This is a genomic window from Nonomuraea sp. NPDC049637, from assembly GCF_040675235.1.
Lineage (GTDB): Bacteria > Actinomycetota > Actinomycetes > Streptosporangiales > Streptosporangiaceae > Nonomuraea.
The window spans coordinates 48,751-63,015 of sequence record NZ_JBFAOM010000001.1 but is presented as its reverse complement, the minus strand read 5'-3'; the positions used below and the strand labels follow the sequence as shown (position 1 = coordinate 63,015).

General features: G+C 72.3%; 12 protein-coding genes. 9 read left to right on the top strand and 3 right to left on the bottom strand.

What is annotated here, in order from left to right:
* Positions 1-17 precede the first annotated feature (17 nt).
* The 5 genes from efp to AB0J71_RS00235 all read left to right on the top strand — a co-directional run bounded on the left by efp (position 18) and on the right by AB0J71_RS00235 (position 4,177).
* Positions 18-578 carry an elongation factor P gene (efp, locus tag AB0J71_RS00255; protein WP_352326968.1) on the top strand — a complete coding sequence of 187 codons (561 nt, stop codon included), beginning with the start codon at positions 18-20 and terminating at the stop codon, positions 576-578.
* Between the two features lies 1 nt (position 579).
* Positions 580-990, top strand: a complete 411-nt coding sequence (gene nusB / locus AB0J71_RS00250; RefSeq protein ID WP_352326969.1) for a transcription antitermination factor NusB — start codon at positions 580-582, stop codon at positions 988-990.
* Positions 991-1,511: 521 nt separating this feature from the next.
* On the top strand, positions 1,512-2,267 hold the full coding sequence (locus tag AB0J71_RS00245) for a methyltransferase domain-containing protein (RefSeq protein ID WP_364411695.1): 756 nt from the start codon (positions 1,512-1,514) through the stop codon (positions 2,265-2,267).
* A 32-nt stretch (positions 2,268-2,299) separates the two neighbouring features.
* Complete coding sequence (gene dinB / locus AB0J71_RS00240; protein WP_364411692.1) at positions 2,300-3,541, top strand: DNA polymerase IV; 1,242 nt, start codon at positions 2,300-2,302, stop codon at positions 3,539-3,541.
* 240 nt (positions 3,542-3,781) lie between these two features.
* Positions 3,782-4,177, top strand: a complete 396-nt coding sequence (locus tag AB0J71_RS00235; protein ID WP_352326972.1) for a DUF3040 domain-containing protein — start codon at positions 3,782-3,784, stop codon at positions 4,175-4,177.
* 102 nt (positions 4,178-4,279) lie between these two features.
* On the opposite strand, the gene AB0J71_RS00230 is transcribed toward AB0J71_RS00235, so the two are convergent.
* The 3 genes from AB0J71_RS00230 to AB0J71_RS00220 are packed head-to-tail and all read right to left on the bottom strand — an operon-like array spanning position 4,280 to position 8,939.
* Positions 4,280-6,706: a DUF3488 and transglutaminase-like domain-containing protein gene (locus tag AB0J71_RS00230; protein ID WP_352326973.1), complete on the bottom strand. Its 2,427-nt coding sequence runs from the start codon at positions 6,704-6,706 to the stop codon at positions 4,280-4,282.
* Positions 6,703-7,965, bottom strand: a complete 1,263-nt coding sequence (locus AB0J71_RS00225) for a DUF58 domain-containing protein (protein ID WP_364411690.1) — start codon at positions 7,963-7,965, stop codon at positions 6,703-6,705. The genes AB0J71_RS00230 and AB0J71_RS00225 overlap by 4 nt, the downstream gene beginning before the upstream one ends.
* Positions 7,962-8,939: a MoxR family ATPase gene (locus AB0J71_RS00220; protein WP_352326975.1), complete on the bottom strand. Its 978-nt coding sequence runs from the start codon at positions 8,937-8,939 to the stop codon at positions 7,962-7,964. Before AB0J71_RS00220 ends, AB0J71_RS00225 begins: the two co-directional genes overlap by 4 nt.
* Before the next feature lie 466 nt (positions 8,940-9,405).
* On the opposite strand from AB0J71_RS00220, the gene mraZ reads away from it, so the two are divergent.
* The 4 genes from mraZ (at position 9,406) to AB0J71_RS00200 (ending at position 14,226) form a co-directional block, all read left to right on the top strand.
* Positions 9,406-9,837: a division/cell wall cluster transcriptional repressor MraZ gene (gene mraZ / locus AB0J71_RS00215; RefSeq protein ID WP_352326976.1), complete on the top strand. Its 432-nt coding sequence runs from the start codon at positions 9,406-9,408 to the stop codon at positions 9,835-9,837.
* 219 nt (positions 9,838-10,056) lie between these two features.
* Entirely contained in the window at positions 10,057-11,022 is a 966-nt protein-coding gene (gene rsmH, locus AB0J71_RS00210) for a 16S rRNA (cytosine(1402)-N(4))-methyltransferase RsmH (RefSeq protein WP_364411687.1), read from the top strand.
* Positions 11,012-11,503, top strand: coding sequence for a hypothetical protein (locus AB0J71_RS00205; protein WP_352326978.1), 492 nt, complete (start codon positions 11,012-11,014; stop codon positions 11,501-11,503). The genes rsmH and AB0J71_RS00205 overlap by 11 nt, the downstream gene beginning before the upstream one ends.
* Positions 11,500-14,226 carry a penicillin-binding transpeptidase domain-containing protein gene (locus AB0J71_RS00200; protein ID WP_364411685.1) on the top strand — a complete coding sequence of 909 codons (2,727 nt, stop codon included), beginning with the start codon at positions 11,500-11,502 and terminating at the stop codon, positions 14,224-14,226. Before AB0J71_RS00205 ends, AB0J71_RS00200 begins: the two co-directional genes overlap by 4 nt.
* Positions 14,227-14,265: the final 39 nt, after the last annotated feature.

The window sequence follows — 14,265 nt, the reverse complement described above, 5'->3', positions numbered from 1 at the left end:
CACGCGGGAGAGAACGAGTGGCGACGACCAACGACCTCAAGAACGGCATGGTGCTGAAGCTCGAGGGCGGTGAGCTCTGGAGCGTTGTCGAGTTCCAGCACGTCAAGCCGGGCAAGGGCGGCGCGTTCGTGCGCACCAAGCTCAAGAACGTCCTCTCCGGCAAGGTCGTCGACAAGACCTTCAACGCCGGCGTGAAGGTCGACGTGGCCAACGTCGACAAGCGCGAGATGCAGTACTCCTACAAGGACGGCGACGACTTCGTCTTCATGGACACCGAGACGTACGACATGGTCAACGTGCCCGCCCGCACCGTCGGCACCGCCGCCAACTACATGCTGGAGAACACCCTCGCCACGATCGCCTTCAACGAGGGTTCGGCGCTCTACGTCGACCTGCCCGCCGCCGTCGAGCTGCTGATCTCCAACACCGAGCCCGGCCTGCAGGGCGACCGCTCCACCGGCGGCACCAAGCCGGCCACGCTGGAGACCGGCGCCGAGATCAAGGTGCCGCTGTTCATCACCACCGGCGAGAAGGTCAAGGTCGACACCCGTAGCGGCGAATACCTCGGCCGGGCCTGAGGTGTCTGCACGCGGCAAAGCACGCAGGCGCGCCCTTGACATCCTCTTCGAGGCCGAGTTGCGCTCGGAGGATCCGCTGAAGATCCTCGCCGAGCGCGTCGAGCGGCAGGAGCCGCCGGTCAACGAGTACACCTCGGCCATCGTCGAGGGCGTCGCCCGCCACCATGCCCGCATCGACGACCTGATCACCACCTACTCCGAGGGCTGGACGCTCGACCGCATGCCCGCGGTCGACCGCAACCTGCTGCGCGGGGGCACGTACGAGCTGCTGTGGATGCCCGACGTGCCGGAGGGCGTGGTCATCAGCGAGTGGGTGCACCTGGCGGGCGAGCTGTCGACCGACGAGTCGCCCCAGTTCATCAACGGCCTGCTGGCCCGGTTCAAGCAACTCAAGCCAAGCCTCACCCTTTAGACAAAGGCCGCGAAGGCCGTTTCGGGGTACGTTCCACTCAGACGGTCCGTACGGCTCGCGAAGAGGCGGCGGAAGGCGCGCCGGCGCGCGGCCTTCCGGTGCGGTCCCCGGCCTGCCGCGGGGCCGTGAGCCGGTCCGGGGAAGTGGCGCGTCACCAGCCGCGACGCGCCCTTTTCCGGCCTTGTCCGGCTTTCCTGGGTGAGCATCGGTCCCATCGTGACCGCAGCCCCCGAGACCGCTGAGAATCCCGCGTACGGCGCCCTCGCCTGCCACCGTGCACGGCAGGTGGTTCGCCCGGCTCACGCCGCCCCCGCCTTCCACCGTGCGCGGCAGGTGGTTCGCCCGGCTCACGCACAAGGACGGCGTGCCGGCCGACGCCTGGCAGCTGCGAGCGCCCAAGAGGATCGCGGCGGCCTTCGACGGTCAGGGTCCGGCCTGCGGGCGACGGCGCGTACCGCGTAGGCTGGGCCCGTCCGCACAGGGCGAGGGCCGCCCGCGGAGGAGAGAGAGGCGAGCCGACGTTGCGAGCAGAAGGCGTCACCACGAAGACCCCGGCGGTGCGCACCGCCGTCGTGTGGGGCGCGTTGCGGTCGGTGCTGGCCGAGCGTGCCGAGGCCGTCGGCCGGGCCAGGCTCGACATCGTCGACGCCGGCGGGGGCACCGGCGGGTTCGCCGTGCCGCTGGCCGAGCTCGGCCACACCGTCACCGTCGTCGACCCCAGCCCCGACTCGCTGGCCGCGCTGGAGCGCCGGGCCAAGGAGAAGGGCGTGGGCGTGCGCGGCCTGCAGGGCGACACCGCCGACCTCGGCGACCTGCTCGACCGCGACAGCGCCGACCTGGTCCTGTGCCACAGCGTCCTGGAGTACGTCGACGACCCCACCGGCGCGCTGGCCGCCGTCGCCGGGCTGCTGCGCCCGGGTGGCGCCGTCAGCGTGCTGGCCGCCAACCCCGTGGCCAGCGCGATCCACCGGGCGCTGGCCGGGCAGTTCGACGAGGCCAGGGCCGTGCTGGCCGACCCGCGCGGCACGTGGGGCGACCGCGACCCCACGCCGCGGCGGTTCACCGCCGAGACCCTGGCGCAGCTGCTGACCGCCACGGGCTTCACCGTCGGCGCGGTCCACGGCGTGCGCGTCTTCGCCGACCTGGTGCCCAGCCGGCTCGTCGACGGCGAGCCCGGCGCGGCCGAGGCGCTGGCGGCGCTGGAGCAGGCCGCCGCCGTCCATCCCGTGCTGCGGGACGTCGCCACCCAGGTGCACGTGCTCGGCCACCGCCCCTAGTCTGGAACGTCTGTTCGGATAGACTCGCAGGCGTGTCCCGCAAGCAGATCACAGGCATCGGCCCCGCGCCGCGGACCGGGGTCGATGACAGCGGCTGCCCGATTCTCCACGTCGACATGGACGCCTTCTTCGCCAGCGTCGAGCTGCTGGAGCGGCCGGAGCTGCGGGGCCGCCCGGTGATCGTCGGCTCGCCGGCCGGGCGCGGCGTCGTGCTCAGCGCCACCTACGAGGCCAGGGCGTTCGGCGTGCACTCGGCGATGCCGATGAGCAGGGCGCGCCGGTTGTGCCCGCAGGCCACGATCATCCCGCCCAGCCACGGCAAGTACTCCGAGGTCTCCAGGGGCGTCATGGAGATCTTCCACTCGATCACCCCGCTGGTCGAGCCGATCGCCTCCGACGAGGCGTTCCTCGACGTCGGCGGCGCCCGGCGGCGGCTCGGCCCGCCCGCGGCGATCGCCGCCATGATCAGGGAGCAGGTGCTCGACCGCTACGGCATCACCTGCTCGGTGGGGGTGGCCTCCAGCAAATTCGTGGCAAAGCTGGCCTCCAAGCAGTGCAAGCCCGACGGGCTGCTGGTGGTGCCCGAAGGGCAGGTGGTCGACTTCCTGCACCCGCTGCCGGTCTCGGCGTTGTGGGGCGTGGGGGAGCGCACCGAGCAGTCCCTCGTCCGGCTCGGCATCCGCACCGTCGGCGACCTGGCCAGGGTGCCCCTGGGCACGCTCCAGCGCGAGCTCGGGCAGGCCGTCGGCGGCCACCTGGCGACGCTGGCCTGGGGGCGCGACGAGCGTCCGGTGACCGCGCACGTGCCCGACAAGAGCATCGGCAACGAGGAGACCTTCGCCGCCGACGTCGAGGATCCCGAGGTGATCCGGCGCGAGCTGCTGCGCCTGGCCGAGCGCGTGGCGGCCCGGATGCGTAAGGGCGGACACGTGGGCAGAACGGTAAGTGTGAAGCTGCGCCGGGCCGATTTCACCACGATCACCCGCTCGCGCACCCTGCGGGAGCCGACCGACGTCGCCCAGGTGATCTACGCCACCGCCTGCGAGCTGTTCGAGGCCGCCGGTCTCCAGCGGGTGCGCCTGCGCCTGGTCGGGGTCCGGATGGAGAACCTCCGCCCGGCCGGCGAGGCCACCCACCAGCTCGGTCTGGGCGAGCGGGAGACCGGCTGGCGCGAGGCCGAACAGGCGATGGACAAGGCGATCCGGAGATTTGGCCCCGATGCGGTGCTCCCAGCGTCGCTGGTACGTGGCAAGCTTGATGAAATAGAGACATGACGCCCATGTCCTACTTGATCGGTCAGTCGGGTAGGAGAAGGATGTCGCGATTTTGGGGGAAGGGGTGCGAGATGGTCCACAATGGAGCCATGACGTCACCTCCGGTTTGGTCTGCGTTGGACGTTTGCTTTCGCCTACGTCTACAGCCTCGTATTCTGGGGATAACCGACCGCGAGGTTCGGACACCCCGTGTCGTCCGTTGCCGTCTTCCCCGTCCTGGGGCTGTCCTTGGGAGGCGCCGTGCCGCTCTCTGAGCACGAGCAGCGCTTGCTCGACCAGATCGAGCAGGCCCTCTACGCCGAGGACCCGAAGTGGGCCAACACCGTAAGGATCAGTGACCCGCGCAGCCATTACAAGCGTCGCCTGATCAAAGCCTCCATCGGCTTTGCGCTCGGCGTCGTGATCATGATGGTCGGCGTGGTCATGAGTCAGATCCCGCTCGGCGTCGGCGGTTTCGTGGTCATGCTCGCCGCGTGTCTGTGGGGTCTGTCCAGCTGGAAGCGCATGAACGGGTTCGGCGACTCGCCGCCGGCCCCGGGCGCGGGCGGCGCGGGCAGGCAGCCCCGGCGCGCCGGCCGGGGCACCTTCATGGAGCGCATGGAGGAGCGCTGGCGCCGTCGTCACGACGAGCGCTGACCTCCTCGCCGCTGCTCACCGGCTCCGAACCTCCGCCATACGCGAACGTGCGGCCGTTCCCCTTCCGGGGAGCGACCGCACGCTCGGTCCTGGACCGGCGGTTCAGGCGCCCTTGTGGGCCGCCGTCCGCCGCAGCCTGATGTTCTCCAGCAGGTCGAAGCCGTCCAGCAGGCGCTCGCCCAGCGCCCGCAGCCGCCGCAGCGTCGAGGGCGGCAGCAGCACCGCCCGCATCCGCCTTCCCCGCGACACCGTCGCCGCCAGGGCCTGCCGCACCTTGCGCAGGTCCTTTCTCATGGGCCCGATCGTGCCCGGGTCCCTGGCGAACAGCACCCGCTCGACCGTCGTCGCGATGGCCGTCATGGCGGCCGCCGACTCGGCGTCGAACTCGTACTGCTGGCTCAGCCGCCGGGCCAGCGCCCGCGGGGTCTCGCTGGCGCCGCGGGTCATGCCGTAGTCGCACAGCACGTCGTCCAGCTCGGCCCACACGGCCGCGATCGACGGGTGGTGGGCGGTCGCGATCCTGGCCGTCAGGTCGTCGGCCGGTTGCGAGACCTTCCAGCCCAGCGCGCGCACCCGCCGGTTCCTGGTGAGCAGCCGCAGCGCCGCCGGGACCAGCAGGAGCAGCAGCAGAGCGCCCGCGCCGATGCCGATCTTGCCGATCAGCGGCATCGAGTCGTCCGGCGGCAGGCCGCCCGTGGCGATCAGGCCCTCACGGTCGAGCTCACGCGGGTTGCGCCGGGTGGAGGGGTTGATCGGGTCGTCGGCGCCGGACTCGGTCGCGCCGCTGCTCGGGGAGGTGGACGGCGTCGTCGAAGGCGCCGGCGGGACCGTGTAGTCCGGCACCCGCGCGCTGCCCTGCCCCAGCGACCCGGACGGCGTCGGCTCGAACGGCAGCCAGCCCACGCCCTCGAAGTACAGCTCGGGCCAGGAGTGCGAGTCGCCGGTCGTGACCGTCCAGTTGTCGCCGGCCTTCGTGCCGCCGGTGTAGCCGATCGCCACCCGCGACGGGATGCCGACGATCCTGGCCAGCACCGCCATCGAGGCCGCGAACTGCTCGCAGTAGCCCGTGCGGTCACGCAGCAGGAAGTCCCGCAGCGCGGAGTTGCCGTGGCCCTGCGTGCGCAGGTCGTAGCGGAAGTCGCCGTCCTTGGTGAAGAACTGCTGGAGCTTCACCGCCGCCTCGTAGTTGGAGTTGGTCTGCGCCGTCAGCGAACGCGCCAGCCGGACGATCTCCGGCGGCAGGTTGTCCGGCAGCTTCAGGTACCGCCGGTCCACGCTCGGCTGGACGCCCTCCAGCGACTCCAGCAGCTCCGGCGTGGCGGCCGGCTCACTGGTGGCCACCTCGTACTCCAGGCCGGCCGCCTCGTCGGGGATGGAGAAGACCATCAGCGTGCCCACGTCGGCGCGCCAGTCGCCGTCCACCCGGATCTGCCGCGGCGGGTACGGCAGCGGCAGGAACTGCAGCCGCTCGATCTCGTCGCTCATCCGGATCCGGGTGACGACGTTGCTGACCTTCGTGCTCGCGCTCAGGCCGGGAGGCGGCGGCAGCGGGCCGTTGTCCGTCCTGTTGTCCGGCGAGCCCTTCGGCTCGGTCATGCCGAACTGCTGGCCGTCGAAGGTGTCCAGTGCGTAGATCCGCAGGTACCTGGGCTTGTTGTCGTTGTTGTTGTAGGTGAGCACCACGCGCCGCTCGGGCAGTTCGAGCTGCCCCCGCAGGCTGGCGATCGGGCTCGCGATGCTGATCGAGTTGCCCTTGCCGCCGCCCCGGCCGCCGACGCCGAACTGGAAGAAGGAGACCGGCTCCATCACCGGCAGCGCGGCCGGCAGCAGCACGGCCAGCGCGATGGCGGCGAACCCGATGCGCTTGCCCGACAGCCGCAGGCCGCTGGTGTCGGCCCTGGCCCCGCCGGTGTCCGGACGCGGCCCGGTCGCCGCCCTGGTCCGGCGGACGAGCACCGCCCGTCCCCAGTGGCCCACCCGCTCGCGCCCGTCGGCGATCAGCAGGCTGACGAAGCCGAGCGCGGCGATGATGAAGGCGGGCCAGCTGATCGGCTCGGCCAGGATCGTCGCCGGGACGGTGGCCAGCGCCAGCAGCGGCAGCCCGGCCAGCGCCGCCCGCCGCAGCCGCGCGGCGAGCAGGTCCACGGCGATCGCGATGACGCCCACGCCGCCCGCGGTCAGCAGCGTGATGCCGTCCGTGGGCGGCACGGGCGCGGCGTAGCGCTGGATGTCGGCCCAGCCGGCCCCGAGCAGCCGGCCCAGCTCCCACACCGACTCCTTGGTCGGGATCACCAGCGCCCACGCCTTGCCGGAGGCGAAGACCACGGTCAGGAAGATCCATAACGCGGCCAGCCCGGCCGGCGGCGCGGCCCAGGCGGGCAGCGACAGGCGCGAGCTGATCAGCCCGGCGGCCATCACGGCCAGCACCGCGCCGAGCGACGTCCAGAACCAGGCGCCGCCCTGGAAGAGCGGATAGAGCAGGATCGCCGCGGCGAACGCGGCCACACCCGAGGCGGCCGTCAGCCTCATGCCGCACCTCCCGTGGGGTTGAGCGCGTACCTGCCGCGGTTGGCGGCGTCCGGCCAGACCGAGGCGATGGAGGTGCCGGCGGGCAGGCGGACGATCCGCCAGCCGTAACCGGCCAGGACGCCCTGCACGGCGTCGAAGTTCTCGTGCGAGCCCCGGCCGGCGCCCTCCCAGGTGCCGGCGTCGAGCAGGACCGCGACACCGGTGACGCCGCTGTGCCGCAGCCTGGCCAGCTCCCTGGCCTCCTCGGGGTCGAGCGCGCCGAGCACGGCCACGATCAGGCCGTCGCCGCCGCCCTGGCGCAGGGCGGAGATGCCCATCTCCAGGGAGCGGGCCGAGCTGTGCCGCACCACGGCCAGCGTGTCCAGCAGCGAGTAGCTGAGCCCCTGGTCGGTCAGGTGCTCGGCGCCCTGGTCGGTGACCAGCCGCAGGCCCAGGCCCTCGTGGGCGAGGTGCACGCCGATCGAGGCCGCGGCCGAGACCGCCACCTCGAAGGAGGAGCGCGGGCCCTCGCCGCGGTGGGCGTGCCTGCGGGTGTCCAGCAGGAGCGCGCCGCGGCTCTGCCACTGCTGCTCCTCGCGGCGCACCATCAGCTCGCCGTGCCGGGCGGTCGAGCGCCAGTGCACCCGGCGCAGGTCGTCGCCCTGCCGGTACTCGCGCGGCGCCACGTCGTCGTCGCCGGCCGCGGCCACGCTCCGGGTGCGGCTGTCGCCGCCGCCCGTCCACTCGCCCGACAGCCGTACGTGCGGCAACGCCACCACCTGCGGCGTCACCACGAGCGTGTCGCTGATCGTGAACGCCCGCGTCAGCTCCACCAGCCCGAACGGGTCGGCGATGCGCACCGACAGCGGCCCGATCGTGTACCTGCCCCGCAGGTCGGACCGGACCCGGTAGTCGATCTCCCGCACCCCCTTGGACTCCACCCGGTCGAGCACGAACCGCGGCCGCACGCCCAGCGCGTACGGCACGGTGTCCTCGATCAGCAGCAGCCCGGTCGGCAGCCTGGTCACATTCTCCAGGCGCAACGTCACCGTGGCCTCCCCGCCCACCTCCGCCCTGGGCGGGTCCAGCCTCCGCGCGCAGCTCAGCCGGTACCTGGTGCGCGCCACCACCAGCGCGGCCAGCAGTGGCAGCGCCGTGATCAGCACGCCGATCCTGAACAGGTCGTTCTCGCCCAGGATCAGCGCCATCAGCAGCGCCGCGATCCCCGAGGCCAGGAACGACCTGCCGCGGGAGGTCAGCGCCCGCAGTCCGGCCCTCACGACGCTCGCGTCTCCGGCACCGGCACCCGCCTGACGAGGTCGGTCACCACCTGCTCGGGCAGACGGCGCTGGCCCTGGGCCTCGACGCTGGGCAGCAGCCGGTGCGCCAGCACAGGCACGGCCAGGTCCTGCAGGTCGTCGGGGATGACGTAGTCGCGCCCGGCCAGCGCCGCGTGCGCCCTGGCCGCGCGGACGAGCTGGAGCGTGGACCGGGGGGAGGCGCCCAGCCGCAGGTCGGGGGAGTGGCGGGTGGCCACGACGAGGTCGATGGCGTACTTCTTGACCGGCTGCGAGACGTACACGCCGCGCACGGCCTCGATCAGGGCGCGCACCTCGGCGGTCGTGGCGACCGGCTCCAGCTTGTCCAGCGGCGAGGTGCTGCCGTGCACGTCGAGCATCTCCAGCTCGGCGGTCGGCTCGGGGTAGCCCATGGCGACCCGGGCGGTGAACCGGTCGCGCTGGGCCTCGGGGAGGGGATAGGTGCCCTCCATCTCGATGGGGTTCTGGGTGGCGATCACCATGAAGGGGGCGTCCAGGGGGTACGTCACGCCGTCCACGGTGACCTGGTGCTCCTCCATGCACTCCAGCAACGCCGACTGCGTCTTGGGGGAGGCGCGGTTGATCTCGTCGCCCACGACGATGTTGGCGAACACCGGTCCGGGCTTGAACTCGAACTCACGCGTCTGCTGGTTGTAGGCGCTGACCCCGGTGATGTCACTGGGCAACAGGTCGGGCGTGAACTGCACGCGGCGCACCGGGCAGTCGATGGACCGCGCCAGCGCCTTGGCGAGCATCGTCTTGCCGACGCCCGGCACGTCCTCGATCAAAAGGTGGCCCTCGGCGAGCAGGACGGTCAGCGTGAGACGGACGGCGTCGCTCTTTCCCTCGATCACCGACTCGATGGCCTGCCGGATTCGGTGGGCGGTGGAGACCAGCTCGTCAAGCTGGGGAGGGACGTCATGGGTTAGTGCCACCAGGCCTCCATAGTGCGACGGCTGTCCCGCACGGTGCCATTACGGGAGCCATGCCATTCCTTTTCCATTGTCTGTACGACCCTACGACGCTGCGGGTTCTTGAGCGACATTTGTGGATATTCCAGGGAACCCCGCTGATGTTCCTGTTCTTGTCGCATAGCAGTGCGAATCCCGTGACACTGACCCCCTTGGCCGCCCCACTTTCCTCCACCCCCGCCTTCGCGCCCGCCGCGAGCCCCTATACCGCCGGTCTTTCGAACCCTCGACACGCCCATGAGGGTTGGCCCGCCCCCCGGCGCCCCCCACCCCCGCTCCACCGCCCTGACCTGCGGTAACGCAACGGAAACTGATGATGAAGACGGTTCGAATCAGTTGACGGTGGGGAGAAGTGGAGTATGGTGGTGCGCAGTGGAGGGCCCGGTGCACCAGTGCTGAGCGCTTCACTGAGGCACGGGAGGTGGCGCCGATGTTCCTCGGCACCCATCAACCGCGTCTTGACGACAAGGGACGGCTGTTCCTGCCGGCTAAGTACCGTGAGGAGCTGGCGGAGGGTCTTGTGATCACCAAAGGCCAGGAGCGATGCCTCTACGTCTTTCCAGTAGAGGAGTTCCAGCGCATAACCGAGGCTCTCAGCACCGCCCCGGTCACCGCCAAGGCGGTGCGTGACTACAGCCGCGTCTTCTTCGCCAGCGCGTCCGACGAGAAACCAGACAAGCAGGGACGCGTCACGATCCCGCAGAGCCTGCGCCAGTACGCCGGCCTGGAACGTGACTGCGTCGTCATCGGGGCCAACACCCGGCTGGAGATCTGGGACTCCCAGGCTTGGGACACCTATCTCAACGCGCAGGAGCAGGCGTTCGCCGATCTGTCGGAGGAGGTGCTGCCAGGGATCTTGTAGTGACCACGGTCGATCCGTCGGTGATGTCGTTCGGCGAGGTCTCCACCCGCAACCACTGCCTGCCAACTGATGCACCTTCCCCGGTGTCAGAGGGCGGGCGTCCACGAAGAGGGTGCGGATGGGGACCTGGCCGGGCGGCGCCGGGTGGGGACCCAGGAATGACTGACGATTGACCGATACGCGTTCATCCGCGAGCAGGACGCGAGAGGGGGGTTGGAGATGGACGACAACGCAGGCACGGGCGGTCACGTTCCGGTGATGCTCGAGCGCGTACTGGAGCTGCTGGGCCCGGCGCTGTCGGGGCCGGAGCCGGTCGTCGTCGACGCCAATCTCGGGCTCGGCGGCCACTCCGAGGCCCTGCTCGCCGCCTTCCCCTCCCTTCGTCTCATCGGGATCGACCGCGACCCGTTCGCGATCGACTTCTCCACCCGCAGGCTCGCCCCCTACGCCGGCCGCACCACCCTGGTCCACGCCTCCTCGGGCGACCTGGCCCAGGTCATCGCCGAGGCCGGGCATCCCACGGTCAACGGCGTGCTGTTCGACCTCGGCGTCTCCTCGCCGCAGCTCGACGAGGCCGAACGCGGCTTCGCCTACTCCTACGACGCCCCGCTCGACATGCGCATGGACACCGAGCAGGAGCTGACGGCCGAGCGGGTGGTCAACACCTATCCGGCCGCCGACCTGGCACGAATCCTGCGCGACTACGGCGAGGAACGTTTCGCGCCGAGGGTCGCGGGGCTTATCGTCAAGGAACGCGCCAAGGAGCCCATCACCTCCACCAAGAGACTCGCCGACATCGTGCGCGACGCGATCCCCGCGGCGACCAGGCGCACCGGCGGCAACCCCGCCAAGAGGACTTTCCAGGCGCTGCGCATCGAGGTCAACGCGGAGCTGTCCGCCCTGGAGGCGGCGCTGCCCGCGGCGCTCGACGCGCTGGCGCTGGGTGGGCGGGTCGTCGTGCTCGCCTACCACTCCCTTGAGGACCGGCTCACCAAGCAGGCCCTCACGGCGCGAACCAAGGACACCAGCCCGCCAGGGCTGCCCGTCCCGCTACCGGCACACCAGCCGAGGTTCCGCCTGCTGACGAGGGGAGCCGAGCTCCCCAGCGATGAAGAGCTCGCCCGTAACCCGCGGGCGGCCTCGGCCCGGCTACGGGCGGCAGAGAGGATCCGCGTTGACGATTGAGCAGGAGACCGGCCGGGTCGCGCCCGTCCGCCGCGCCATGCCCAAGCCGGGCACGCGCAGGCCGGGCGTCTCGCACCAGACCAAGCCGCGGCCCCGTCCTGACACCGCCGGCCGGCGGCCTGCGGCCGCGCGTCCCGGCGAGAGCGCCGCGCCCGCGCGCCGTCCCGCCGCGCGGCGAACCTCGACCAAGCGGCAGCGGGCGCCGTTCGTGCTGCTCGTCGTCGGGTTGATGTGCGGTGGGCTGGTGAGCCTGCTGCTGCTCAACATCATGCTCAACCGCGACGCCATCACCGACGCCAAGCTGCGCGAGGAGATCGCGGTGGCCCAGCAGGAGAAGGAAGCGCTCCGGCTGGAGTACGAGCGCAAGATGCAGCCCCAGAACATCGCCGACCGCGCCGAGGCGCAGGGCTACCACCTGGACAAGAACCTGCGGCCCTGGGACAAGGGCGAGCCGAGTACCCAGGCGGTCCCGGAGCGGTGAGGGATTCAGGCGGCAGGGGACAGGGTCCCGGCCGCGGCGCTGGCGGCGCCGGCTCTCCCGGAGGGCCCGGCGCCGCTCGTCGTACGCCGGGGGGTCCGGGGCGGTCAGGGCGAGGGGGCTCTGCCCGTTCCGACGGGGCCGGCCGCCCGGCGGCGCCGGACGATTCGCCGCGCAAGCGTCCTCCCGACCCGTTCGACCTGCCGTTCGACGACGACCTGAGGGGCCGCCGGCCCCACGACCCCGGCGACGACGCGCGCGGCAGCGCCCGCCGCGACTCCGCGGGCGGCTCCCGCGGCCGGCAGCGCCGCGACGACGGCGACCGCGCCCGGCCCCGCGACGACGACGAGGGCGCCCGCTCGCGCCGCGACCCGGGCGACGGCCCACGCCGCCGCCCGCGCGACGACTCCCGCAACCGCGCCGCCCAGGGGCGCGACGACGACCGCCCACGCGGGCGGTCCCCGCAGAGCCGCGACGGCGAAGACCGTTCGCGTGGCCGTGCCGCCCGGGACGAGGGCGACCGGGCGCGCGGGCGCGCCGCCCAGGGGTGCGACGACGGCGCCCGGGACCGGGCGCCGCAGGAGGGGCCGCGCCGCCGCGGCGACGGTCCCGGCCCCGACCAGGCCCGCGGCTCGAGATCCGACCAGTCCCGTGGCTCCCGGCCCGACCCGGCGCGCGGCTCGCGATCCGACCAGGGGCGCGGCTCGCGGTCCGACCCGGCGCGCGGCTCGCGGTCCGAAGCGGCGCGGCCGGGCTCGGGGCCGGCCCAGAGCCGCGGATCCCGGCCCGAGCAGGGGCGCGGCGGCAGGCCCGACCAGACCCGCGGTCCCAGGGCCGGTCAGGCGCGCGGCCCGGCGTCCGGCCAGGTGCGCGCCTCAGGGCTGGACCAGGCACGCGGGCGTGAGCGCGGCCTGCTGCGCCGCGGCGCGGACGTGCCGCCCCCCAGGGGCCCGCGCCGCCCGCCCGCCCCGCCGCGCCCGCCCAGGCCCCCGCTGGTGCTGCGCCTGGGCAGCCCGCGCCGGCGCATCAACATCGGCCTGATCGGCATGACCTTCATCCTGTCGATCTTCGCCGGCCGGCTGATCCAGATGCAGGGCCTCGACTCCAAGGTCTACGAGGCCGCCGCCGTCGGCCAGCGCCAGCACGTCGAGGAGATCCCCGCCAAGCGCGGCACGATCACCGACGTCAACGGCAACGCCCTGGCCCGTACGTCGGAGGCCCGCGAGGTGTCCATCGACCCCTCCAAGGTCCCCGCGGCCGCCCGCGCGAACGTGGCCGCGATCCTGGCCAGGCAGCTCGGCAAGACCGTGGAGGAGATGACCGCCAAGCTGTCCAGGACCGGCAGCCGCTACCAGCTCCTGGCCCGGGACGTCGACCCGGTCGTGGCCACCCGCCTGCTGCAGGCCCGCGTGCCCGCGCTCAGCGCGAAGAAGACCTACCGCCGCGACTACCCGGCCGGCGACCTGGCCGGCAGCCTCATCGGCTTCGTCGGCGACGAGGGCAACGGCCTGGGCGGCATGGAGCAGGCCAAGAACACGATCCTGGCCGGCCGCGACGGCAAGCAGCGGGTCGAGACCGGCCGCGACGGCCTGCGCATCCCCATGACCAGCAGCGAGCGCACCGCGCCCGTCAACGGCCAGGACGTCCGGCTCACCATCGACCGCGACATCCAGTGGGCCGCCCAGAAGGCGGTCGCCGAGCAGGTGCGCGAGTCGGGCGCGAGCAGCGGCGCGGTCATCGTCATGGACGTGAGGACCGCCCAGATCATCGCCATGGCCAACGCGCCCGAGCTCGACCTGGGCAACTGGCGCCGGGCCCCCGCCTCCTCCTACGTCAACAAGGCCGCCGCGGACGTGTTCGAGCCCGGCAGCACCAACAAGGTGATCACCGCCGCCGCCGCGCTGGAGGCCAAGGAGGTCACCCCCGACACGGTGTTCCAGGTGCCCGACAACATCAGGTGCGCCGACCGGGTGCTGCGCGACGCCCACGCCCACAAGCCCGAGGCGATGACCTTCCGGCAGGCCATGGCCCAGTCCAGCAACGTCGCCACGATCATGGCCGCCCGCAAGGTCGGCAGCGAGCGCCTGTACGCGATGCTCAGGGCGTTCGGGTTCGGCACCACCCCGGCGGGCGGCGTGCCCAACGCAGAGGCGGGCCTGCTGCCCAACTACAAGAACTGGTCGGGCAGCCAGAGCTGCACGGTCGCCTACGGCCAGGGCGTGTCGGTGACCGCCCTGCAGACGGCCAGCGTCTACCAGACCATCGCCAACGGCGGCGTCCGCGTCGATCCGCAGATCGTGGCGGGCACCACCGACGCGTCCGGCAGGTTCGTCCCGGCTCCCGCGGGCAGGCAGACCAGAGTGGTGAGCGAGACGACGGCCAAGGAGATCACGACGATGCTGGAGACCGCGGTGAGCGCCGAGGGCACCGGCGCGCTGGCCGCCATCCCCGGCTACCGGGTGGCGGGCAAGACCGGCACGGCCGACCGCTACGACGCCGAGCTGGGCCGCTACGACGGCTACACGGCCTCCTTCGTCGGGTTCGCGCCCGCCGACGCGCCCCGGCTGGTGGTGCTCTCGGTGCTCCAGAACCCCAAGAACGGCCATTTCGGCGGCCAGCTCGCGGCCCCCGTGTTCAAGGATGTGATGACGTTCGCCATCAAGAGCAGGAAGATTCCTCCCACAGGCTCGGACGCGCCGCCGGTGCGTACGCGCGCGGGACAGTGAGCAGGGAAGGTACGCTCTCGCCGTGCGTCCCCCGTCGTC

Coding starts and splice junctions, on each gene's coding strand:
- AB0J71_RS00230 (WP_352326973.1), bottom strand. CDS start 6,706: ATGAGGCTGACGGCCGCCTCGGGTGTGGCCGCGTTCGCCGCGGCGATC.
- mraZ (WP_352326976.1), top strand. CDS start 9,406: ATGTTCCTCGGCACCCATCAACCGCGTCTTGACGACAAGGGACGGCTG.
- rsmH (WP_364411687.1), top strand. CDS start 10,057: ATGGACGACAACGCAGGCACGGGCGGTCACGTTCCGGTGATGCTCGAG.